At 70.3% G+C, this 24,352-nt stretch carries 9 protein-coding genes and 1 pseudogene; 1 reads left to right on the forward strand and 9 read right to left on the reverse strand.

The features are described 5' to 3' along the window. Nucleotides 1-15: 15 nt before the first annotated feature. The 9 genes from KS03_RS07810 to KS03_RS07850 form a co-directional block, all read right to left on the reverse strand. A complete protein-coding gene (locus KS03_RS07810; RefSeq protein WP_015877362.1) occupies nucleotides 16-3,174 on the reverse strand; it encodes a type I polyketide synthase in 3,159 nt (1,052 codons plus the stop codon). After that, complete coding sequence (locus tag KS03_RS07815) at nucleotides 3,164-9,979, reverse strand: non-ribosomal peptide synthetase (RefSeq protein ID WP_045678741.1); 6,816 nt, start codon at nucleotides 9,977-9,979, stop codon at nucleotides 3,164-3,166. Before KS03_RS07815 ends, KS03_RS07810 begins: the two co-directional genes overlap by 11 nt. After that, nucleotides 9,976-15,288, reverse strand: coding sequence for a non-ribosomal peptide synthetase (locus KS03_RS07820; protein WP_043308192.1), 5,313 nt, complete (start codon nucleotides 15,286-15,288; stop codon nucleotides 9,976-9,978). Before KS03_RS07820 ends, KS03_RS07815 begins: the two co-directional genes overlap by 4 nt. A 143-nt stretch (nucleotides 15,289-15,431) precedes the next feature. After that, nucleotides 15,432-16,667 (reverse strand): MFS transporter, encoded by a 1,236-nt coding sequence (locus tag KS03_RS07825; protein WP_015877359.1) that lies wholly within the window; start codon nucleotides 16,665-16,667, stop codon nucleotides 15,432-15,434. A 22-nt stretch (nucleotides 16,668-16,689) separates the two neighbouring features. Beyond that, nucleotides 16,690-18,750, reverse strand: a complete 2,061-nt coding sequence (locus KS03_RS07830) for a hypothetical protein (RefSeq protein ID WP_127913898.1) — start codon at nucleotides 18,748-18,750, stop codon at nucleotides 16,690-16,692. Between the two features lie 39 nt (nucleotides 18,751-18,789). Next, nucleotides 18,790-20,553, reverse strand: coding sequence for a carbamoyltransferase family protein (locus KS03_RS07835; RefSeq protein ID WP_015877358.1), 1,764 nt, complete (start codon nucleotides 20,551-20,553; stop codon nucleotides 18,790-18,792). A gap of 35 nt (nucleotides 20,554-20,588) precedes the next feature. After that, nucleotides 20,589-21,002: a carboxymuconolactone decarboxylase family protein gene (locus KS03_RS07840; protein ID WP_015877357.1), complete on the reverse strand. Its 414-nt coding sequence runs from the start codon at nucleotides 21,000-21,002 to the stop codon at nucleotides 20,589-20,591. 44 nt (nucleotides 21,003-21,046) lie between these two features. Continuing rightward, nucleotides 21,047-21,406: a hypothetical protein gene (locus tag KS03_RS07845; RefSeq protein ID WP_017423364.1), complete on the reverse strand. Its 360-nt coding sequence runs from the start codon at nucleotides 21,404-21,406 to the stop codon at nucleotides 21,047-21,049. Nucleotides 21,407-22,065: 659 nt separating this feature from the next. After that, entirely contained in the window at nucleotides 22,066-22,530 is a 465-nt protein-coding gene (locus tag KS03_RS07850; RefSeq protein ID WP_015877356.1) for a GNAT family N-acetyltransferase, read from the reverse strand. A 489-nt stretch (nucleotides 22,531-23,019) separates the two neighbouring features. Here KS03_RS07850 and KS03_RS29720 point away from each other — a divergent pair. Next, nucleotides 23,020-24,341, forward strand: a pseudogene (locus tag KS03_RS29720) (IS701 family transposase). Nucleotides 24,342-24,352 lie beyond the last annotated feature (11 nt).

The following is a 24,352-nucleotide window of genomic DNA, read 5'->3' on the forward strand; positions in this document are numbered from 1 at the left end:
CGGTCATGGGGCCGGTCAGGTCTGCTTCAGCAGTTCGCGCACGTCGTCGTCCGACAGTTGCGACATCTCGTTGAGCAGCGCGTCCAGATCGGCGTCGTCGGTCTTGCCGAGCAGCTTGCCGGTGATCACGTCGGACAACTCCGCGACGGTGGGGCGCTTGAGCATGTCGGACGGGTTGATCGCCACGCCGAACGCCTGATTGATGCGGCCGACGACCTGCAGCGCCAGCAGCGAGTTGCCGCCGAGGTCGAAGAAGCTGTCGTCGGGGCCGATCGGGCGATCGCCGAGCGCGTCGCGCCAGATCGCGGTCAGCTGTTCGTGCAGCGTGGCGGTGCCGTCTTCTTCGGGAGAGGCCATGGGCAGTCCTTCATCGGTGGGTTGAACGGAAGTGGAAACGGCAAGGGGCTCGGCCGCGTCGGCCGGGGCCGTCGCCGCGGCGGCGGCCGGGGTGAGCGGGCCGGACGGCGCGAGCGGTGCCGCCGGCACGAAGCGCTCGATCCAGGCGCGCCGGCGCGTGAACGGCATGGTCGGCAGCGCCGCGAGCGGGGCGTCGGCGGCGGCGTCGAGCACGCGCCAGTCGAGCCGGACGTCGAGGCACCAGAGTTGCCCGAACGCCTGCAGCAGGGCGCGCGCCTCGTCGTCGGGCACGCCGCCGAGGCTCGGCAGCACCGCATGGCGCGCCTCGACGAAGCCGCGCGCGGCGCTCGTCAGGGTGCGGCCGGGGCCGAGTTCGAGCACCACGGCGGCCGCGCCGGCCAGATCCGCGAGCGCGGCCTGCAGCGCCTGCTGGTAGCGCACCGGCGCGCGCAGCTGGCCGACCCAGTAGGCCGGGTCGATCGCCTCGGCGTCGGTCAGCCGGCGGCCGGTGACGGTCGAGTGGATCGGCAGCGTCGGCGCGCGCAGCGCGATGCCGTCGAACGCGGCGCGAAAGTCTTCGAGCACCGGTTCCATCAGCGGCGAATGGAACGCGTGCGAGGTGTCGAGCCGCTTGTGGACGATGCGTTGCGCGCTCAGCTGCGCCTCGAGCGCGGCAATGCCGGCGAGGCTGCCCGACACCGCGCAGGCGGCCGGGCCGTTGACGGCGGAGATCACGCAGGTCCCCGCCTCGGCGGGGCTGGCGGCCAGCAGCGCGGCGAGCGCGGCCTCGCCGCGCGGCACGGCCAGCATCGCGCCGGCCGGCGCCTGCTGCATCGCGGCCCCGCGCGCCACCACGAGCCGCAGCGCGTCGCGCAGGCTCATCACGTCGGCGAGCGTGGCGGCCACCAGCTCGCCGAGGCTGTGGCCCACCAGCGCGGCCGGCACGATGCCGGCGTCGAGCCAGAAGCGGCCGAGCGCCCATTCGAGAGCGAATAGCGCGGGCTGGGCGCCGGCGGTGGCGTCCAGGCTCAGGCCCGATCGCGGGTCGTGGCCGTCGGCGACGAGCGCCGCCAGCTCGATGCCGTGGTCCTCGTGCAGCCAGCGCGCGGCCTCGTTGAGCCGGGCCGCGAGGTGCGGCTGCCGGCTTGCCGCCAGCGTGCCCATGCCGCGTTTCTGCGCGCCCTGGCCGGTGAATTGCAGCACCACCGGCGGCGTGCCGGACGCGGGCCGGTGGGCGCCCTCGGCCGGCACCGCCGGCGCGGCGCGGGCGGCCAGCCGCTCGAACTCGCGCACCGCCTCGGCGGCGTCGGCGGCCACCACGAAGCCGCGATGGCGCCGCGCGCGGCGCTGGTGCTGCAGCGTGCGCGCGGCGGCGTCGAGCGAGGGCGGCGCCGCCGCGCGCCAGACCTCGGCCAGGCGCCGCGCATAGTCGGCGAGGCCCGCCTCCGAGGTCGCGCTGAACGGCAGCAGGCGGGCGCGCGGCGTGCCGGCGTCGGCCTGCGGTGCCGCGGCGGCGTCGGGTGCCTGTTCGAGGATCAGGTGCGCGTTGGTGCCACCGATGCCGAACGAGCTGACGCTGGCGCGGCGCGGCAGCCGGTCCGCGGGCCACGGGCGCGCGTCGCGGATCACGTAGAACGGGCTGTCGGCGAGCCGCAGCTCCGGGTTGGGTGCCTCGAAGTTCAGGCTCGGCGGCAGCACGCCGTGGCGCACCGCCTGCACGGCCTTGATGAGCCCGGCGATGCCGGCGGCTGCGCCGAGATGGCCGATGTTGCTCTTCAGCGAGGAGATGCCGCAGAAGCCGATGCGATCGGTGTCGAGCCGGAACGCCCGGGTCAGCGCGGCGATCTCGATCGGGTCGCCGAGCGGCGTGGCGGTGCCGTGCGTCTCGACGTAGCCGATCGTCTCGGCGCCGACGCCGGCGGTGGCCATCGCCTCGGCAATCACGCGCGCTTGGCCGTCCACGCTCGGCGCCGTGTAGCCGATCTTGATCGCGCCGTCGTTGTTCACCGAGGTGCCGCGGATCACGGCCAGTACCGGCACGCCGCGCTCGACGGCATCCTCGAGCCGCATCAGCGCGACTACGCCTACCCCGGCGCCGTCGAGCGTGCCCTTCGCGGCCTGGTCGAACGGCCGGCAGTGGCCGTCCGGCGAGAGGATGCCGCCCGGCGTGTGCAGGTAGCCCTCCGGATCGAACGCGGGTATCGCCGCCGAGCCGGCCAGCACCATGTCGCATTCGTGATTCAGCAGCGCGCCGCAGCCGAGATGCACGGCCACCAGCCCGGTCGAGCAGGCCGTGTTGAGACTGATGCTCGGGCCGGTCAGGTCGAGCCGGTACGACAGCAGCGTGGCGGCCGAATCCTTGCGGTTGATCATCTGCAGCGACTCGATGCCCACCGAGCGGACCACGTCGGGGTTCGGCAGCAGGTGCTCCTCCAGGTAGCGGCTCAGCCGCACGCCGGCGTAGACGCCCACCGTGAGGTCGTCGCCGGGCACGTGGCCGGCCTGTTCGAGCGCCTCGTGCGCGCACTCCATCAGCAGGCGCAGCTGCGGGTCGGTGATCTCGGCCTCGCGCGTCGTCATCCCGAAGCACTCGGCGTCGAAGCCCTTTACGTCGTCGATCAGCGGCCGTGCCTTCACGTAGCGCGGCGCGTCGATCGACTCGCGCGGCACGCCGGCCGCCGCGAGTTCCTCGTCGGAGAAGCGCCGGATCGATTCGCGCCCCGCCACCACGTTGTGCCAGAGCGCGTCCGCGTCGGCCGCGCCGGGAAAGCGCCCGGCGATGCCGACCACCGCGATGCCCTCGAGTTCATGATTCATGTTCGTTTCTCCCCTGTCGGCGCGCGGTGGCACCGGTGTTGCGGTGTTTGCGCTGTTCGATTCGGCGGCGCGCGGCGGCCGACAGCAACGGCTCGCGTGCGTCGTGATCGGCGCCGCCTGGCTGGCCACCGGGCGGGGCGATGCCGCCGCCCGCGTCGAGGAAGGCTGCCAGCAGCTCGACGGTCGGATGGCGGAACAGGTCGACGATCGGCAGCTCGCGGCCGAAGCGTGCGAGCAGTGCCGCTTGCACCGAGATCAACTGCATCGAGTTGCCGCCCAGATCGAAGAAGCTGGTCCGGGTATCGACGTCGTGATGGCCGAGCGCATGTGCCCAGATCTGCGCGATAGCCGCCTCGGTGGCGCTGGCCGGCAGGTGCCGGACCTCGCGGGAGCCGGTCCGCACCACGGGCTCGGGCAGCCGGCGGCGGTCGATCTTGCCGGTGATGGTGGTTGGCATCGCGTCGATCACCTGCAGCGAGACCGGCACCATGTAGGACGGCAGCTCGCGTTCGAGATGGCGGCGCAGTGCGCGCTCCGGGTCGTCCGGCGCCGTGCCCAGCACCACGTAGGCGGCCAGTTGCGACTGGCCGTCGGCGTCCTCGAACACCTTGACGGCCGCGTGCTCGACGCCGCTCATGCGCCCCAGCGCGGCCTCGACCTCGCCGGGCTCGACGCGGTTGCCGCGGATCTTCACCTGCGCGTCGGTGCGGCCCATCAGGTCGATGCTGCCGTCGTCGAGCCGGCGGCCGATGTCGCCGGTGCGGTAGAGGATCGGGCCGTGAGCATCGGCGCGCGCCGCGAACGGGTTCGGGATGAACGCCTCGGCGGTGCGCCCGGTGTCGTTCGCATAGCCGCGCGTGATGCCGATGCCGTCGATATGGACCTCGCCGAACGTGCCGACTGGCACCTCGCGCCGGTGCGCGTCGAGAACCCGCACCTGCGTGTTGGGGTTCGGCAGCCCGACCGGCAGGCGCGGCAGCCGCAGGTCGTCGCGGGTCACGAGGTGGTTGGCCGAGGTCATGGTGGCCTCGGTCGGCCCGTACTGATTGACGATGCGCAGGCTGTCGCCGAACACGGCCCAGGCGCGCATGCAGTCTTCGGCGCTCAGCCGCTCGCCGCACGGCATCAGGGTGTCGAGCCGCAGCTCGCCGGGCGCGCCGCGCGTCTCGGCGACCGTCAGGATCGAGCGCAGCAGGGTGGGCGTGATGCTGAACACCTTGCTGATGCGCTCGCGCGCGAGCCGCGTCAGCAACGCGGCCGGATCGCGCGCGACCTCGGGCGGCAGCAGCACGGCGGCGGCGCCGGCGCTCCAGGCGCCGAACAGGTCGCGCACCGACGGATCGAAGTTGAAGTTCGTGATTTGCAGCACGCGATCCTCGGGCCGCACCTCGCGCGACTCGACCAGGAACACGAGGTCGTGGGCGACGCCGCGGTGCGGCACCATCACGCTCTTGGGCGTGCCGGTCGAGCCCGAGGTGGTAATCACGTAGGCCAGATCGGCGGGAGCCGGATCGCGGCGCGCGCCCACTGCACCCACCGCAGGCCGCGAGGCCGCGCACGGGTCGATCACGGTGCCGGCGAAGCCGAGCGCCGCCGCGCGCTGGCCGGCCTCGGTCAGCAGCACCGCGATGCCGACCGAGTGCAGGATCTGTCGAATCCGCTCGTCGGGCCATTCGGGATCGAGCGGCACGTAGGCGCAGCCGGCCACGAGCGTGCCGAGCAGCGCCACTGCGCGCGTCGTCGAGCGTCCCATCAGCACGCCGACCGGCGCCTCGCGCGGGACGCGCTCGGCCAGCAGCGCGCCGGCCACGCGTTCGGCCGCCTCGAGCAGGCCGGCGTAGGATAGCGAGGCGTCGCCGTCGATCACGGCGGCGCGGTCCGGCCAGCGCGCCGCGCTGGCCCGCACCAGCTCGACGATGGTGGCTTCGCGCGGCGCGCGCGAGACGCGCGCCGGCAGGGCGGCGAGTTCGTCGGCGAGCGCCGGCGAGAGCAGCGAAAGCTCGTGCAGCGGGCGCTGCGGGGCGGCCGTGACCTGCTCCAGCACGAAGCGGTACATCTCGATCAGGCGCCGGATGGTCGCCGGCGCGAACAGCGCCGTGTCGTATTCGACATAGCCGGACAACCGGCCGTCGCGCTCCAGCAGATGCATGTTCAGGTCGTACTTGGCCGAGCCGGGCAGCGCGTCGATTCGCTCGACGGCGAGCTCGGGCATCTCGAGCCCGTCGAGCGCGCCGGTGTCCATCACGAACAGGATCTGGAACAGCGGTGCGTAGGCCAGGTGGCGAGCCGGCTTCAGCTGCTCGACGAGCCGCTCGAACGGCATGTCCTGGTGTGCGTAGGCGTCGAGCAGCGTGCGCCGTGTGGCATCGAGCAACACGTTGAACGGCTGCGTCTCGTCGACCTGCTGCCGAATCACCAGCGTGTTGACGAACAGCCCCACCAGCCCCTCGAGTTCGGGGCGAAGCCGGTTCGCCACCGGCGTGCCCACCACCACCTCGGCGCGATGCGTGAGCCGCGCGACGAGCGCCTGGAACGCGGCCAGCGCGAGCATGAAGCGCGACGCGCCGTGCTCGCGCGCGACCTCGGCGAGCCTGGCCGAGAGCGCGTCGGGCAGCACGAACGGCTCGGTGCGCCCGGCGTGCAGCGCGACCTCGGGGCGCCGGTAGTCGGTGGGCAGCGTCGAGAGTTCGGGCAGCCCGGCGAGCTGGCCGGTCCAGTAGGCATCGAGCCGCGCGAGACGCTCGGTGGACAGCCAGTCGCGGTGCCATTGCGCGTAGTCGAAGTAGCTGACGGGCAGCGCCGGCAGCGCGGCGTCCGTGCCGGCGCGTGCCGCCGCGTAGAGCGGGCCCAGCTCGTCGCGCACGATTCCGGCCGACCAGCCGTCGCAGACGATGTGATGCATCGACAGCACCAGCACGTGCTGGTCCGCGCCCGTGGCGAGCAGATGGGCGCGCAGCGTGGTGTCGCGCGCCAGGTCGAACGGCCGGTTCGCCAGTTCGCGAACCGCGTCGGCGAGCGCGTCCGGCGCCACCGGCACCGCGGCCAGCGCGGCGAACCCGGGTGCGCACGGTGTCTGGACGGTGCTCTCGCCGTCCGCCGAGAACGCGACCGACAGCACCGGGTGGCGCGTGACCAGCGCGTCGAGCGCGCGCCCGAGCGCGGCCACGTCGAGCGGCCCCACGAGCTTCAGCGCGATCGACATGTTGTAGGTCGAGGCGCTGCCCTCGACGCGCGCGAGGAACGCCATGCGCTGCTGCGCGGGCGAGAGCGGATACGGGGCCACCGCGTCGCGGCGCGCGATCGGCGCGCCATCGAATCGGCCGGTGGCTTCCGCGGCCACCTCGCGGCCGGCATCCGGCACCGCGACGCCGCGCGCCGCGAGCCGTTCGGCCAGCTCGCGCACGGTCGGTGCCTCGAATACGTCGCCGATGTCGAGCGTGAGGCCGTGATGGTTCACGAGCCGGGTCACGGCCCGCGTGGCGAGCAGCGAGTGGCCGCCGAGCGCGAAGAAGCTGTCGTGACGGCCCACGCGCGCGAGGCCGAGCAGCTCGCACCAGACCTCGGCGATGCAGGTCTCCAGCGCGCCCTGCGGCGCCTCGTGGGGCGGCGCGTCGGCCGTGGGCATGGCGCCGGCGTCGAGCGCGGCCAGCGCGCGCCGGTCGAGCTTGCCGCTCGGAGTGAGCGGCAGCGCCGCGAGCGGCACGATCGCCTGCGGCACTGCGAAGGCCGGCAGCCGGCCGCGCACGGCGCCGAGCAGGCGCGCGGCGTCCAGGCCGGCCGCGGCGCCCGCCTCAGCGACGACGAACGCGAGCAGCCGCTCGTCGCCGGCCTCGCCGCGCCTCACGCTGGCGGCGGCGCGTGCCACGCCCGGCTGTGCCTCGAGCACGGCCTCGATCTCGCCCAGCTCGATGCGAAAGCCGCGCAGCTTGGTCTGCAGGTCGCGGCGGCCGAGGAACACGAAATCGCCGTCGGGGCGTCGCCGCACCCGGTCGCCGGTGCGATAGAAGCGCTCGCCGGGCGCGGCGAACGCGGGCACGAAGAAGCGCTCGGCGTTCAGCTCGGGGCGGCCCACGTAGCCGTCGCCGACGCCGATCCCGCCCACCAGCAGCTCGCCCGCCATGCCGTCGGGCACCGGCCGGTCGTGCTCGTCGACGGCCACCAGCTTGAAGCCGGGCAGGGCCGCGCCGATCGGCACCACGGCCGGCCAGTGGTCGAGCGACGTGGGCAGGCGCTTGTAGGCGCAGACGTCCGAGCATTCCGTCGGCCCGTAGGTGTTGACGATCTCGGTGCGCTGCGGCGCCTCGCGCAGCCAGTCGGCGAGCGGCCCGAGCGAGATCGGCTCGCCGCCGAGGAACGCGTGGCGCAGGGTCTCGATGCCGCGCCAGCCGTTGGCCGCGTCCGCCTCGACGATCGCGTAGAACATGCTCGGCGTGCAGTTGACCACGCTCACGCGCTGCCGCGCGATGTCCGCCACCACGCTCGGCGCATCGAAATCGGCGCGGCTCTTGATGACGAGCGTGCCGCCGTGCAGCAGCGGCGCGAACAGGTTCTTCTGGGTCAGGTCGAAGCTGAGCGCGCTCAGCAGCAGCACGCGGGTGTATGCGTGGAATCCGAAGGTATCGGCGTACCAATGCAGCAGATTGACGAAGTTGCGCTGCGTGACGACGGCGCCCTTGGGGCGGCCGGTCGAGCCCGAGGTGAAGATCACGTAGAGCGGCAGCGTCATTGGATCGGCACCGGGCGCGAGCGCGAGGTCGGGGGCATACGCTGGCTGCGCGGCCGCGTCCGCGTGCAGTTGCTCGAGCGCGAGCGTGGTGGTGCCGCCGATCACCGGTGCGGGCGGCTCGACGATCGTGAGCGTCGGCCGCGCATCGTCGACCATCGCCTGCAGGCGCTCGGCCGGGTAGGCTGGGTCCATCGGGATGTAGGCGGCGCCTGCCATGCCGATCGCTAGCACCACGGCGACGAGGCGTGCCGAGGGCGGCAGGCAGACGCCCACACGGTCGCCCGGCGCCACGCCGGCGGCGATCAGCGCATGCGCGTAGCGGTTCGCGAGCGCGTCGAGTTCGCCGTAGCACAGGTTGCCGCCGGGCGCGACGATCGCCAGCGCCTGCGGCGTGCGCGCGGCGGCGGCCGCGACGAGCGCGTGGACCGGCACGGGCGGCCGCTCGACCGCGTTGTCGCTCCATTCGCGCGAGAGGCGCGCGAAGTCGGCAGCCTCGATCAGATCGAGCTGGCCGAGCGGCTGTTCGGGCGATGCCGAGGCGTTGGCCACGAGCCGTTCTAGCAGCAGCAGGTAGCGGCGCGCGAGGTCGGCGATCCAGCCGCGGTCGAAGCGGTCGGCACGGTATTCGAAGGCCAGCTCGGCGTCGTCGCCGTTTTCCTCCACCAGCAGCGTCAGGTCGAACTTGGTCTGCGACGGCGCGAGCGGCAGCGCGGTGACCGACAGCGCGTCGAGCGAGAACGAAGCGGCCGAGGCCGGCTGCATCGCGAACATTGCCTGGAACAGCGGCGCGCCGGCCGGCCGGTCGATCGCGCGCAGCACCTGTTCGAACGGCAGATCGGCGTGGACCAGCGCGTCACGCACGGTGCTCGACGCCGCCTCCAGGAACTGCCCGATTGACCGGTCGGCCGCGCAGTCGAAGCGCAGCGCCACGGTGTTGGCGACGAAGCCGACCAGGGCCTGCCATTCGGCGTGGGTGCGGTTCGCGACCGGCGTGCCGATCACCACGTCCTCCTCGCCGGCATAGCGGCCGAGCAATGCGGCGAAGCCCGCCACCAGCAGTGTGAAGCGCGTGAGCCGGTGTTGCCGCGCATGCGCGTCGAGCGTCTCGCGCAGCGCGGCCGGCAGCGCCAGGCGTAGCGTGGCGGCCGGCTGTTCGGCCGAGCCGGGCCGGTCGGCCGGCAACGCGAGCGCGGGCGCGGGCCGCGCGAAGCGCTCGCGCCAGTAGTCGCGCGCGGCGCGCTGCTCGCGCGAGCCGAGGCGCCGCTGCTGCCAGCGCACGAAATCGGCGAAGCGGCGGGCCGGCGCCGAGCCCCGGCCCGTGCCGTCGCCGTGGTCACCGGTTCGAGCGGACAGGCCGGAGGCCTCGGACGTCACGGACTTCGCGCGGGCCGCCGCGTAACCGGCGGCGATCTCCTGCATCAGCAGGCCCACCGAGACGCCGTCGCAGCAGACGTGATGCAGCACGATCACCAGCAGATGGCGCGCGTGGCCGGTGCGCAGCAGGCGCACCCGGCACGGCCATTCGGCGGCCAGATCGAAGCGGCGGTCGGCCTCGCCGCGCGCGAGGGCGAGCGCGGCCGGCTCGCTCATGCGCGTCACAGGCAGCGAGAACGCGTCCGCCGCGTCGACGCGCGCCAGCCATAGCCCATCCACCTCGACGAAGCGCGTGCGCAGCGTCTCGTGGCGCCGCAGCACGGCCGCGAAGGCGTGCGCGAGCGCCTCCGTGTCGAGCGCGCCGTTGATCGCGAACAGGGCCGGCAGGTGGTAGGCCGCGTGGTGGGCGAGCCGGCTGGCCAGCACCATCTGCTGCTGGCCGTCCGACAGCTGGCCATCGCCGGCGGCGTCGCCGCCATTACCAGCATCGGCCGCCGCCTCTGGCGGGGCAGCGTCGCGCGCGCGGGCCGCCTGCGCCTCGAGCGAGTCGAGCAGGTCGAGGATCTCGGCCTTGCGGTCGCGGATCTGCTCGATCAGGCCCGCCGTCAGCATGCCGGGCGCGGCGTCGGCCGCCAGCTGGCCGGCCTTCGCGTAGAGGCGGATGCCGCGCCGCTGCAGATCGGCCATGAAGCTCACGGTACTCACAACAGCACCTCCTCCCGGGCGCCGCCGGGCTCGTCGGCGGCGCCGGAGCGCGCCGCCAGTAACGTGATGTAGGCGGCCAGGTCGGCCACCGTGGTGCGCTCCAGCACCTCGCGCACGGGAATCTCGACGCCGAAGTGCTCGCGGCAGCGCGTGAGGATCCGGATCACTTGCAGCGAATGGCCACCGAGCTCGAACAGGTCGGCATGAATGCTGAAGCCGTGTAAGCCGAGCACCTCCTCCCAGATCGCCAGCACCGCGCGCTGCGCGTCGCTGGCCGGCGCGGCGGCGGCGTCATGCGCGAACGGGTCGAAGCGCGGTAGCGCGGCGCGGTCCACCTTGCCGCTCCCGTTGCGCGGCAGCGCCTCGAGCAGCACATAGCCGGCGGGACGCATGTAGCTCGGCAACGAGGCGGCCGCGAACTCGCGCACCGCGTCGATGCCGCCGGCCTCGCCCGGCACGTCGCCGCTGGCCAGGTAGGCGACCAGCAGCGCGTCCTGGCCGTCGCCGCCGTCACCGGCCGGCGCGGTGTGACGCGTCTGCACCACCACGGCATCGCGCACCGCCGGGTGCCGCAGCAGCACGGCCTCGATCTCGCCGAGTTCGACGCGGTGGCCGCGGATCTTCACCTGGTGGTCACGCCGGCCCGACAGCACGATGCGGCCGTCTGCCAACTGGCGGCCGATGTCGCCGGTGCGGTAGAGCCGTGGCTCGAGGTCGACCAGCGCCGGCACCGAGACGAACGCATGCTCGGTCAGGTCGGGCCGGTGGCGGTAGCCGCGCGCCTGGCCGTCGCCGGCCAGGTATAGCTCGCCCGCCACGCCCACCGGCACCGGCTCGCCCTGCGCGTCGAGCAGGTAGACGCGCTTGCCCGGCAGCGGCGTGCCGATGGTGTCGAAGCCGCCTGGCTCGCGCAGCACCGCGGTCGAGTAGACGGTGTCCTCGGTCGGCCCGTAGAGGTCGTAGACCTTGCCGATCGTGCCGCGCGCATACAGCGCGTCCACCAGCGACTGGCGCAGCGGTTCGCCGGCAAGGTTGACGGTCACCACGCCGGCCGGCAGCCTGCCCGTCTCCAGCAGTGCCGCCGCCGCCGACGGCACGGTGTTGATCAGCGACACCGGGGTGGCGGGCGGTGTGGCCGGGTTCTCGCCGATCACCACGCAGCCGCCGTGCGCGAGCGGGCCGAACAGCTCGAACACCGAGATGTCGAACGCGATCGAGGTGCCCGCGAACACGGCGGCCAGCTCGTCGGCCGTGTAGCAGGCGCCGATCCACGCGAGCAGCGACAGCACGTTGCGATGCTCGATTTCCACGCCCTTCGGGCGCCCGGTCGAGCCGGACGTGAACAGCACGTAGGCAAGGCTTTCGCGGCCGGCGCGAGCGTCGGGCGCGACCGGCGAGGCGGCCGCCGGCGCATCCGCCGCGAGCGCCTCGGGCGTGACCCAGGTGCGGCCGTCGTCGCCGAGCGCGCTCTGCAGCGCGGCGGGCGCGACGATCAGCGTGGCCTGCGCGTCGTCCAGCATCTGGCGCACGCGTTCGGCCGGCACGCCGAGGTCGATCGGCAGATAGGCGGCACCGGCCTTCCAGATCGCCAGCAGCATCACCGGCAGGCGCACGTCGCGCGGCAGGCCCACACCCACCACGTCGCCGTGGCGCACGCCGCGCGCGTGCAGCGCGGCTGCCAGCGCGTCGGAGTCGTGCCGCAGCCGCGCATAGTCCAGGTGCTCGGTGTCGGTGCGCACGGCGATGCGCTCGGGCACGCGGCACGCCATCGCGTCGATCATCGCGTGGACCGTGGCGTGCTCCGCCGCCACGTTCGCGCCGGCCGGCACGGCCGGCAGTGGCCGGTGGTTCCATGTCACGAGCTGCCGCTCGCGCTCCGCCGCCTCCAGCAGCGCGGCCCGCGCGACCGGTTGGTCGGGTCGGGCGATCAGCGCGCCGAGCAGCGTGCGGAAATGCGCGGCCATGCGCTCGACCGCGGCGCGCGAGGCGAGCGTGGCGTCGTACTCGAAACGCAGCACGAGCCGCTCGCCGGCCTGGATCGCGACCAGCGCGAGGTCGGTTTGCGCGGCCGGGGTGGGCACCGGGAAGCTTTCGAGCGCGAGCGTGCCGACCGTGAGCGGCTGGCCCGCCGCGCCCGCCAGCAGGTCGGCGGCCTGCGGCAGGCGGTTCAGGTTGTGATAGGCGAACAGGATGCGTGAGAACGGATGGCGCACGTCGGCGTCACGCCGCGCGAAGCGCCGCGCCAGGTCGATGAACGGCGTCGTGCGGTGGGCGAGCGCGCCGGCCACGGTCTGCTTCATCGCGGCGAGCAGCGCGGTGAACGGCAGCTCGCCGTCCACCGCCTCGCGGATCACCAGCAGGTTCACGCCGTAGCCGACCCAATCGTCGAACTCGCCGCCGGGCCGCACGGCCGCCGGCGTGACCACCGCCAAGTCGCGCTGTGCCGTGTAGCGATGCAGGAACGCGAAGAACGCCGCCAGCAGCGCCATGTTGCGCGTCACGCGCTGGCCGGCGCAGAGCGTGTCGAGCGCGCCCGTCAGCGCGGCGTCGAGGTCGATGTCCACGCTCATACCCGCGCCGGCCACGCGGCCCGCCGGGGCCTCGCCGGGCAGTGCCAGTGGCAGCGCCAGCGGTTCGATCGGGGTGGCGAGGCGCGCGGCCCAGTATTGCCGGTCGGCCTCGGCCTGCGGTTCGTGCAGCAGCGCGGCGAGCCGGGCGCGATAGTCGGGCGCGGTGGCCCGCGCCGGCAGCGGACGGCCCTCGGCGAGGCACGCGTGGAATTCGGCGAAGTCGGCCAGCACCGTCTGCAGCGAGCCGAGATCGGCAACCAGGTGATGGGCGATCAGCACCAGTACGTGATCGTCGGGCGCGCGGCTCAGCAGTTCGGCGCGGAACACGGGGCCGGCGGACAGGTCGAGCGGCACGCCGGTGGCGGCGACGATGCGCGCGCGCAGCGCGTCGTCGGACTGCCCCGCGCAGTTGATCACGTCGAGCAGCCCGGCCGACGCCGTTGCCGGCTGCTGCCGCAGCTGGCCGTCGCCGTCCTGGACGAAGCGGCTCGCGAGGTTAGGATGGGCGACTGTCAGCGCCGCGAGCGCCTCCCGCACCTGCGTGGCCGAGAGCGGCGCCCGGATTCGCAGCGGCAGCACCAGGTTGAAGCAGGGCGAGGACGGGTCCCACAGCTGCGCCGTCCAGATCGCCTCCTGGTAGGGCGTCAGGGCGGTGGGGTCGACGGCGGGCGGCGGGGGCGCGGTCGCCTCGCCGCCGGTTGCGCCATCGATCGCGCCGCCGTCGAGCGCACGTGCGGCCAGCTCATGCGCGAGCTCCGCCACGGGCCGGTCGTCCATCAGTTCGTCGAGCGCCACCCCGATGCCGAACTCGCGCGCAAGGCGCGTCTGCAGATCGACGAGCGCGAGGGAATCGAGGCCGAGCGCGAGCGTGGAGGTGGCCCGCGCCTCGGGGCGCGCCGCGCCTGTCGCGCCGAGCATCGCGGCGATCACGCGCTCGCGCAGTGCGTCGACGCCGTCGCCCGGCGCGGCCGGCAACGCCGGCGCGGCGGCCTCGGCGCCCGCTCCCGGCCGCACGCGCGCGAGCACCGGCAGCTCGCCGTTCAGGTAATGCTGGCGCACCAGCGTGCGCTGGTTCTTGCCGCTTGACGTTTTCGGCACCACGCCGGCCTGCACCAGTACCAGCTCGTGAAGCGGGATGCCGTGCGCGGCGGCCACTGCGGCGGCGGCGCGCCGCCCGGCCTCCTCGGCGTCGAGCGATTTGCGCACGGCGCGCTGGATCTCCTGCACGACCACCAGGCGCTCGCCGTCCTCGCCGTCGATCGCGAAGGCCGCGCCGCAACCGGCGCGGAAGTCGGCGCTGCTCTGCTCGACGGTCTGCTCGATGTCGGTCGGGTAGTGGTTGCGCCCGCGGATGATGATCAGCTCCTTGAGCCGGCCCGTCACGTAGAGTTCGCCGCCGTCGAGCAGGCCGAGATCTCCGGTGCGCAGGAACGGCGGCGAGTCCTCCCCGGCGATGCGGGCGTCGAACTGGGCGCGCGTGTCGTCCTCGCGGTTCCAGTAGCCGTCGGCGACGCTGCCGCCGCGCACCCAGATCTCGCCGATCTCGCCGGGGCCCCTCGCGCGCAGGCTGTGCGGATCGACGATGCGCACCTGCTGGTCGCCGCCCACGCGCCCCGAACTCACCAGCTCGGCGGCAGGCTGCCCGTCGGCCGCGTCGACGCAGCGCCCGGCCTGCAGCGCGAGCGCGTCGACGCGGCGCGTGAGCGCGCCGGCACCGGGCACGGCGCCCGACACGAACAGCGTGGTCTCGGCCATCCCGTAGCACGGGAACATCGCGCCCGCGTCGAAGCCGTAGTCGGCGAACGCCGCCGCGAACTTGTCGAGCGTCGAGGCGCGGATCGGTTCGGCGCCGTTGAACGCGACGCGCCACGAGGACAGATCGAGCCCGGCCTTGTCGGCCTCGGCGATGCGCGTCGCGCAGAGTTCGTAGGCGAAGTTCGGGCCGCCGCTGGTGGTGGCGCCGTAGGTCGAGATCGCGCGCAGCCACTTGAGCGGCTGCTGCAGGAACTCGAACGGCGACATCAGCACCGACGGGATGCCGAGATAGACGGGCTGCAGCACGTTGCCGATCAGGCCCATGTCGTGATAAAGCGGGCACCAGCCGACGAACACCGTGTCCGGACCGTGGCCGAAGCCCTCGCGGATCGCCCGCTCGTTGGCGAGCAGGTTGCGGTGCGTGACGCGCACGCCCTTGGGGCGGCCGGTGGAGCCCGAGGTGTATTGCAGGAACGCCAGATGGCTGGCGGGCAGCGCGGCCCCGTCCGCGTCGGACGCCTCGCCCGGCGCGGCCAGCAGCGCGTCGGTGCCGATCACGCCCGCGCGCGACGGCACGTCGGCCTGCGCGATCTCCTCGCGGATCGCCTCGACCAGCTCGTCGCTGGTCAGGATCGCGCCGGCGCCGCAGTCGGCGATGATCGCGGCGAGCCGATTGCGACGCGTGGCGCGGCCCGACGGCGGATAAGCCGGCACCGCCGCGCAGCCCGCGTAGAGGCAGCCGAAAAACGCGGCGATGAAGTCGAGCCCGGGCCGATAGAGCAGCAACACGGGCTCGCCGCGCGGGCATTCGCGCGCGAGGCGGGCGGCGATCGCGGTGGCGCGTCGGTCGAGTTCGGCGAAGCTCAGTCGCGGCGCCTCGACGACACCGTCGGTCAGGAACCGGAACGCGGTGTCGTGCGGTTTGACCGCTGCCCAGTGACGCAGGCATTGGCCAAAATTGTGCAGATGATCGAACCGACTCATTGTGGCTTCAAAGGCATTCATCGTCGCGCTCCGGTACGGCATCGAGGTAATACGCTTGAGAAGGGAAGGGCGTTCGCGGGCCGCTTGCGCGGACCCGATGTCAGGGCGTGTCGGACGGGAGTCAGGATCGGCGCGCGCTCTCCTCAGACGGCGCGATCGGACTGCCGCGAGAAGGCAGGATGCCGGCGCCGCGCGGCCCAGCCGAGCACCACGCAGGCGGCCAGCGAGAGTGCCGCGTAGCCGCCCCAGTAGAGCGACTTGCTCGCGAGCCGCGCGTAGTATTCGCCGCCGAGCGTGCCACCCAGCAGCGAGCCGAGCAGCGCGGTCAGACCGAGCATGCCAAACACGGTGCCGGCGTAGGCGCGCGGGATCGAGCGGTTGGCCGCCGCGTCGATGGTCGGATCGATGATCATCTCGCCGATCGTGTAGACGGCGATCATCAGGCCGAACCACAGCGGCCCGGGCAGGCCCGCGAAGCCGGCGAAGCTCGCGGCCACGATCGCGAAGCCCGCCGCCAGCATGGCGTGCTCGGACAAGCGCCGCGCGAGCCACTGGGTGAGCGGCAACTGCAGCGCGATGATGACCACCGCGTTGATCGTGAAGATCAGCCCCGAGGCGGCCGTCCCGTACTGCTGGTTCGCGTGCAGCGGCAGCGTCAGCTCCAGTTGCATGTAGATCGCGTAGAACACTACGTTGACCAGCGACATCGCGAGAAAGGCGCGGCTGCGCAGGATCTCGCGCAGCGCCGCGCCGAACGAATACGCCGGCGCGGCCGGCCGCGGTCGGGCCGCTTCCGGCCGCGAACGCGTCGCGCCGCGCGCCGCGACGACGAAGAACGCCAGCACCATCGCCTGGATCGCCGCCGCCGCGAGGAAGATCATCGTCGGCGAGAGGCGCATCAGCACGCCACCAAGAATCCCGCCGGCGGCCACGCCGAGATTGTTGAAGACGTTGCGCGTAGCGTAGGCGAAGTGGAGCTGGTCGTCGCTCACGACCTTGGCCAGCACCGATTTCGAGGCCGGGATGAAGAGCGCGGCGCTGCCGCCCAGCAGCGCCGCGCTGACCAGTAGCCCGGCGTCTTGCGTGAACATCGCGAGCCCGAGATAGGACGCGATCCGCAGCAGGTTGCCAAGCACGATCGCGACGAATTCGCCGTGGCGGTCGGCCAGATAGCCGCCGTAGAGGATCAGCCCGCGCTGGCAGGCCGATTTCACGGTCAGCACGATGCCGGCGAACGCGACGCTCAGGCCGATGTCCTTGACGACGTAGACGGCCAGGTACGGGATCACCATGAAGCTGCCGGCATTGATCAGCAGCTGGAATACCAGGATCAGCCGGGCGACGGGCGGCAGCGCGAGGATGCGAGACAGCGTGGACATGAAGGACTCCGGGACTTGCGGGCTAGGCGGTCGGGCTCGCGCCCGTCAGCGTCAGGCGGTGGATCTGCCCGCGCACGTGAAACACCTCCGGGCCGCGCTGCATCGACAGGCTGCGTGCCGCGCGCTCGACCAGCGTGTCGTCGACGCGCTCGGGCGCGGGCCAGTGCAGCACCAGGCGATTCACGCCGGGCACCAGCGCATCGGCAGGAATCGCCGTTTCGGCGCGGCTCCAGCTGGCGCCGACGGCGAGCGTGCCGAGCGTGCGCCCGTTGACGCTGACCGTGCAGCGGGCCGGCCCGGACAGGCCGCGCGGCACCCGGATCACGGAGCGCAGCACGGCGCCGGCACGGCCGTCCGAGATCACGGCAAAGTCCGATTCGCCGCCGATGGCCTGGTAGTAGCCCGGGTTCTCGTGAAACGGGCGCAGCGCCGCGTGGTGGCGCGCCGCGTGCTGCGGCTGCAACAGGTCCTGCGGGGTGCCGGGCCGCAGATAGGCGTCGAACAACTGCGCGTGCCAGGCCTCGCGCACGCCGGTCTCGCCATGGCGCGCCAGCGCCCGAACCATCGCCGTCTTCAGCTCGTGGTCGGCCAGGTGCGGGTTGAGCTTGAAGCCCATGTATCGCTCCACCTGCGCGATGTCGAGATCGTCGAACGCCTGGTGCGTCCAGCGCGGCTGCAGGCAGGTCTCGAAGGCGAGGAACGAGCGGTACCAGAGCCTGACGTCGTCGGGCGCCGTGTCGATCGCCGAGTCGACCCAGTGTGCGATGATCTCGCCAGATTGCCCCCAGTTTGCGTTGTGGATCGCCGCGAGAAACATGGCGCTGGCCCGGGCCCGCGCCGACAGTGCATACGCCGGCTTGTCGTCGGCCTTGCCGGGGTCGGGCCTGCCGCAGCCGAGCGCGGTCACCACGGCCGCCGCCACATGCCGTGCGAGCGTATCGATGCCGAGTTCGCTCAGGTGACAGTAATCGAGGAAGTGCTCGCGGCCCGGCAGCGACCCTGCCTCGGCGAAGCGCTGCGGCAGGTCCACGACGGCGATACCGGCCGCGGCGGCGTGCCGGCGCAGCGCGTCGATCGAGCGCGTATGCATGCCGGGCGCCTGCGGCACCGGCAGAATCGCCGCCATGTCGCGGGCCTTTTCGAGCCAGGGCCGCGCGGCCGGCGCGCCCTGTGCGTGCAGCAGCGCCTGGGCCTTCAGCCACAGGCTGTGCGAGGCGTAGCCGCCGTCGAGCGCGAGCATCGCGTCGGCCGCGCGTTCGAGGCGCGTAGCGTCGCCGGCCCCGCGGGCCGCCTCGGCCTCGGCGCGCAGTGCCTCCCATTGGGCGAGTGCCGGCCCCGACAGTAGGGGCGGCGCCTGCGTGAAGCCGGGCTTCCAGTCGCGCAGGTTGAATTCGGGGATCGCCAGCACCAGCTTCGCGCCGGTGCTCGCGCCGATCCGCGAGAGCGTGTCGACGAGCCGGGCGGCGAAGCCTTCCAGCGCCTGCTCGAGCGTCGCGACGAGGCCCGCGATCCCGTCGGCGCGCAGCGCCGACGACAGGCCCACCAGATCAACGTAGCCGAAGATGTCGCCGGCCGACAGCCAGTTGTTGCCGGCGAACAGCACCAGCGCGTCGGGCTGCAGCAGCTCGGCGGCGCGCGTCGAGATCTCGACGCTTTCGGTGAAGCTCATGTTGGTGCGCGCCAGGTCGAGCACCTGCACCGGCGATGCCGAGAGCCGCTCCAGGTGCTTGTGCAGCACGCCGGCGGGCGTCAGGTAGGGGTCGTAGAGGAAGCCGCGTCCGGCCGATTCGCCGACGAACACCACGCGCCGCGCCGTGCCGTCCAACTCGAAATGATCCAGGTCCGCCCAGGTGCGCCAGTTGCCCTGCGCGTCCTGGACGCGCTCGAAACGCTGCGGATGATCGGCGCCGCGCCGCCAGCAGCCGATCGTGTCGCCGGCCCCGGCCGGCTTCGATGCGGCAGGCCCGGCGGGCGGGCGCGTCGCGGTGGCGGCCTGAATGGCGGCGGCTTCACCGAGCACCAGTGACTTGACGAGATCTATGATCTCGGGTGCGTCTCGATTCTCACCAATTAGTTGTGCCAAGCGAATTAGAGTGGGAGATGTCATCGCGGTATTCGCTTCCTAGATGAAACTGTAGACGTTGTGGGCAATGCCCGACGAGACCAGCGGGGCGGTGTCGCCGAACCGCTTCAACCAGGTTTCGGGCACGTCGTCGCGATCGATCAGCGCATCTTCTACTACCAGGCAGTCGATCGCCGAGCGCAGGAAGCAGATCAGCGCGTCCTCGAAGGTGCGCACGATCGGCTCGTCCTTCAGGTTGAACGAGGTGTTGAGCAGCAACGGGCAGCCCGTGCGATGGTGGAACGCCTCGATCAGCCGCGCGTAGCGCGGGCTGACCGCCTCGTCCACGGTCTGCACGCGTGCCGAGCCGTCCACGTGCGTGATCGAGGGCAGCTCGAGCGGCGAACGCGTCTGGCAGGTCTCCAACATGAACGGCGACGGATAGGCCAGATCGAAGTGGCTCGACGCGTGCGCCTTCAGCACCGACGGCGCGAACGGGCGGAAGCCCTCGCGCTTCTTGACGGCACGGTTGATTCGCTCGCGCATGTCGGGCACGCGCGGATCGGCGAGGATCGAGCGCGCACCGAGCGCGCGCGGGCCGAACTCCATTGCGCCCTGCACCCACCCGATTACCTTGCCCGCGGAGAGCCGTTCGGCGACGGCATCGACCAGCGCGGCCTCGTCACCCGCGAACGACTGCCAGCTTGCCGGCGAGTTTTCCAGCAGACGGCTCACCTCAGTGCCCGCGTTGGCGCTGCCGAGATAGACGTGGCGCAGCTCTCCCAGGCCCGGCGCCTCGCCCGTCAGCAGAACGTGCCCGAGCGCGGCCGCGCCGAATGCGCAGCCAGAATCGTTGGAGGCCGGCTGCACGAACAGGTTGCGGAACGGCCCCTCGCGGTGGATTCGCCCGTTGGCGACGCAGTTGAGCGCCACGCCGCCCGCCATGCAGAGGTTCTCGGACGGCACCAGCATGTGCAGGTAGCGGACCTTCTCGAGCAGCAGTTCCTCCAGCACCAACTGCAGGCTGCGCGCCACGTCGTAGTGGAACCCGTCGAGCGCCGCCCCGCGCTGGCGCGCCGGGTGGTCGAACAGCGCCTCCAGCGCGGGGCTGTACATCACGTCCTCGCCAATGAAGGCGAAATATTGCAGGTCGAGCTCGAAGCTACCGCCCTCGCTGCGCTTGACCAACTGCCGCATCGGTTCGACCAGCGTCGGCTTGCCGTAGGGAGCGAGCCCCATCACCTTGTATTCGCCCTCGTTGACCTCGAAGCCGAGATAGGCGGTGATGGTACTGTAGAGCAGGCCGATCGAATGCGGAAAATCGACGTGTCCCAGCAGGTCGAGGCGGCTGCCTCGACCGTGCGCGAACGACATCGTGTTCCACTCGCCGACGCCGTCGACGGTCAGCACCGCCGCGTCGTCGAAGCCGGCGTAGTAATAACTGCTGGCCGCGTGCGAGCGGTGGTGCTCGAAGCACTCGACGCGGCCCTCGTAGCCGAGCACGTCGCGAATGTCGCGCATCACGATGGCAGGATCGACCTGACGGCGAAACGACAGGTTCGGCCGCGCGTGCAGATGCGGCAGGCTCATTGCCAGCTGCCGTTCGAGCTTGCGGTGCGGGTTCTCGTAATAGGCGATGCAATCGATGTCGACGATGTCGAGGCCGGCGGCATTGAGGCAGTGGCGCAGCGCGTGCCGCGGGATCGACGGATCGTGCTTGAGTCGCGTGAAGCGCTCTTCCTCGGCTGCGGCGACGAGCTTGCCGTTGACGAGCAGACAGCAGGCCGCGTCGTGATAGTGAGCCGATATGCCGACAATGTTCATCTAGCGTTCCTGGTGAAGGCGGGTGGGGGCGCGGCTCATTCCGCGCGCGGCTCGGTGGCGAGCACGCCGAGCTGGATGAACAGCTCACGTACCGTGTAGATGGAACTGATCGCGTAGGGGTAGCCGGCGAACAGTGAATTCTGTTCGAGCGCTGCGAAGATCTCGTCGGGCGTCCAACCCACCTCGAGCGCGGCCTTCGCGTGGAACTGGATCAGCCCCGGATACGCGTTGATCGCCGCCAGCGTGGTCAACGTGATCAGCGTGCGCAGCTTGATCGACAGCCGCTCGTCGCCGAAGTAGTCGCCGTAGGACTCGACGTTGATGTCGTGATAACGCGGCGACACCTCGCGCAGCTTGTTCAGCACGAGATCGCCATTGTCGGGCTCCAGGGTCTTGATGGCAGCCAACCCCAACTTGTACCGCTCACTCCACGCTGATCTGTCGATCATGGACCACTCCCATTGGTTGTCGGTTGAAACTCGATTTCACGGTGTCACGAATAGCCGGATTCGATGTTCGGCACCTGCGTTCCGAAGGCCGTCAGGGTTCTCGCCACTTCCTTGCGCAGCACGTTGAGCAAGGTCAGCTTCGAGATCTGGACGGCGAGCCAGAGCACGATCACGCCGAGCAGATAGCTGAGCGGAATCGACACGAACGGGTTCGGGAAGCGTTCGCGCACGCTGAGCGCGACAATCGCGATCAGCGGCGTGGCCAGCAGCACGATCAGCAGCAGCTGGTAGAACAGGATCTTGCCGTGCATCGCCTTCTTCATCGAGTAATGCCAGACCCGATGCTTCTCGTCGGCGGTGCACGCGCATAATTCAGGTATCGAACGGTAGTTGAAGTAAATCATGCTCGCACCTCGAATTTCGTCGAAAAATAAATAGAGGGGATTGAATCAAATTTTTCCCCAGTTGGGGATAATAATTGCATTTCTTAAATGCCGAGGTGACGATGAAAGCAATCGATTGCTTACGAATCAATTAAATCGGCTCAGTATCGCAAAATGCGAACTGGCCGCGATCATGGCACAGCGTGGACCAGTAGCGGCTTCGTAAGCGACGCTACCCGCGAGTCCCGCTGGTGGCGGACTGCAGCTGTCCAGACGCCGAATTCCCGGAGACCCTCCGGCGATCTCGGCAGACATGCGACGCGAAGACGGCTGATCTCCCGCGCTGTCGTCGGTAATCAGCACCAACTGCACTGGAATGGTGCGTCGGATACTTAATCAGGTAGTACTGAACTGCATATTTGCTTTCATTCGCTTTTCAAAAATATATTCACCAAAGTTGTGCATTAATTGAATGAAATTAGTTTAGCAGCAAATTTAGATGGGCGTAAATAAAAAATTAAACGTTTGGTCCAAACTTATGGAATTAAGCCGGTGCTGGTAAATATCAAAATGAAACGCCACACCGGCACGCAAGAACCAGCGTAGCGCCGAAGCGAAGGGAGCGGGAGGTTCGGCGGAGGGGCACACGCCGCGAGACTGCAGCGTGCGCATGAAGACGTTCAGTTCGCGGCCAGATCGAGATGGAAAAAACGGTTGAAGCCCGTGGAGGTGTAGTCGCCGAAGCGTTCGCCTTTGATGAAGCCGTGGCGCTGGTACAACGTCACGGCGGCCTCGAACGCATCGCCTGAACCGGTTTCCAGGCTCACACGCGTATAGCCGCGCTCGCGTGCAAGGTCGAGTAGATGGGTGAGCAGTCGGGAGGCCACACCGCGGCGCAGGTGCGCCGGATGGGTGCGCATAGACTTGATTTCACCGCGGGTGGGCGAGAGTTCGCGCAGCGCGCCGCAGCCGAGCAAGGTGTCGTCCTCCCAGGCGGTGAAGAACGCGATCTCCGGCCGCTTGAGGCCGGATAGGTCGAGCGCAAATACGCTGTCCGGCGGAGAGTTCGCATGCATGCCCTGCAGGTGCAGACGCAGAAGGTCCTTGACCTGCGGATGTTGGAAGTCGCCTGGTTTGATGATCATGGGAAGAGTCCTGTCGTCTTTCGGCGGTGGAGGGGCGCCGCGCAGAGGGTGCCGCGCGGCGGGCAGATGTACGGTGCGTATCGGAGGTCGGGCGCGACGGGCGGAGCGTCGCCACGCGTCGCGCGGCGTGAGTATCGCATTCGCCACAATGGCTGAGCAGCCATGTTCATTCTGTTTTCGCGCCGGCCATTGCGCGTCGGTTCGATTCATTTTCCTCGATAAGGACGCCTGCGGCGCTGTCACGTTAGCGGAGTGTGTTCACAAGGGGCGTGAGCGCGACCTGCATGTTTCATGCAGCAGATTGATTCTGGGGAACCTCGGTCAATTCACGCCACGTCGAGAAGCTATACGCCATGCGCTTGCCGCACCGCGCGCCTACGCCGCCCGACCACCCGCGGGCCCAGCAGCGCTTCACCCACCAGCATGCCTAATACTACAGCCGTGGTTTTTACTATAAAAAAATAATTAGGATAACGGTGAAAATGGTCGATACCTTCAAATGAAAAAGCGTGGGAGCATGAACTGGAGTCTTTGCATCGCCGGCTCGGCGACCTGTTCAAGCGTCCGGAGCCACGGCAACGGTCACTCGCGTACCTGAAAGGCTTGATGAGCACGGTCGAACGTAAAAACGGCTGACAACTCGCCGAATGGATCGGCGAGTCGACACCCGATGGCGTGCAGCACCTGTTAGAGCGGGCGCAGTGGGATGTCCATGCCGCGCGCGATTTATTGCGGGAGTATGTGGTTGAGCAGGTGGGTGAACGTGACGCGGTGCTGGTCGTAGATGAGACAGGTTTTGTCAAGAAGGGGCAGCACTCGGCCAGTGTGCAACGCCAGTACAGTGGCACCGCTGGTCGTATCGAGAACAGCCAGATTGGCGTGTTCCTCTGCTATGCCGGCCGTGGGGGTAGCGCGTTTATTGACCGCGAGCTGTATGTGCCCAAGGCGTGGACCGATGACCGTATGCGCTGCAAGGCAGCGGGCATTGCCGAGTCGGTGGAGTTTGCAACGAGCCCGCAACTCGCGCGCAGCATGCTTGAACGGGCGCTGGATGCTGGCGTGCCGTGTGGCTGGGTTACGGGTGATGAAGTTTACGGCGGTGACCGTCATCTAAGGTTGTGGCTCGAATCACGAGGCCAGTCTTTCGTGCTGGCCGTCGCGAAGAACGAACCTCTGTGGTGGCAGGGTCCCGACTACGTAAGTGCCGAGCAGAACGCCAAATGCCTGCCGGCACGGGCGTGGCTACGCCTGTCATCGGGTGCGGGTGCCAAGGGGGAGCGGCTGTATGACTGGGCACTGACACCGCTGTGGCGTTTGCAGATCACCGCCGGAGAGCGTCGCTTTGGACATTATCTGTTGGTGCGCGCAGCCTTGATGAGAAACGCGAACACGCGTATTACGTCGTGTTCGCGCCGCGCAGCAAGGCGACACGGCAAACCTTGGTCAACGTCGCGGGTCGGCGCTGGGAAATCGAAACGGGCTTCGAGGCAACCAAAGGCGAATGTGGGCTTGATCACTACGAGGTGCGCCGGTGGCATGGCTGGTATCGCCACATCACGCTATCCCTACTGGCGCATGCCGTGCTCGTAGCCCTGAGGGCACGTGGCAAAAAAACACCTGAAGGTTCGGTGCCGCTTAGCGTACAAGAGATACGTAGGCTGCTGTGCCGGCTGCTATGGCGAGGCACATACTCCGTCGAGTACGTGCTGGCATGGTCCACATGGCGCCGAAGACACCAGTATCGCGCACAGCAATGCCACTACCGGCGACGGGGTTGCGTACCTCGTTCTTCGTTCTATCTACGGCTGTAGTATTAGAGTCG

Origin of the sequence: Burkholderia glumae LMG 2196 = ATCC 33617 (assembly GCF_000960995.1) — a bacterium.
Classification (GTDB): Bacteria; Pseudomonadota; Gammaproteobacteria; order Burkholderiales; family Burkholderiaceae; genus Burkholderia; species Burkholderia glumae.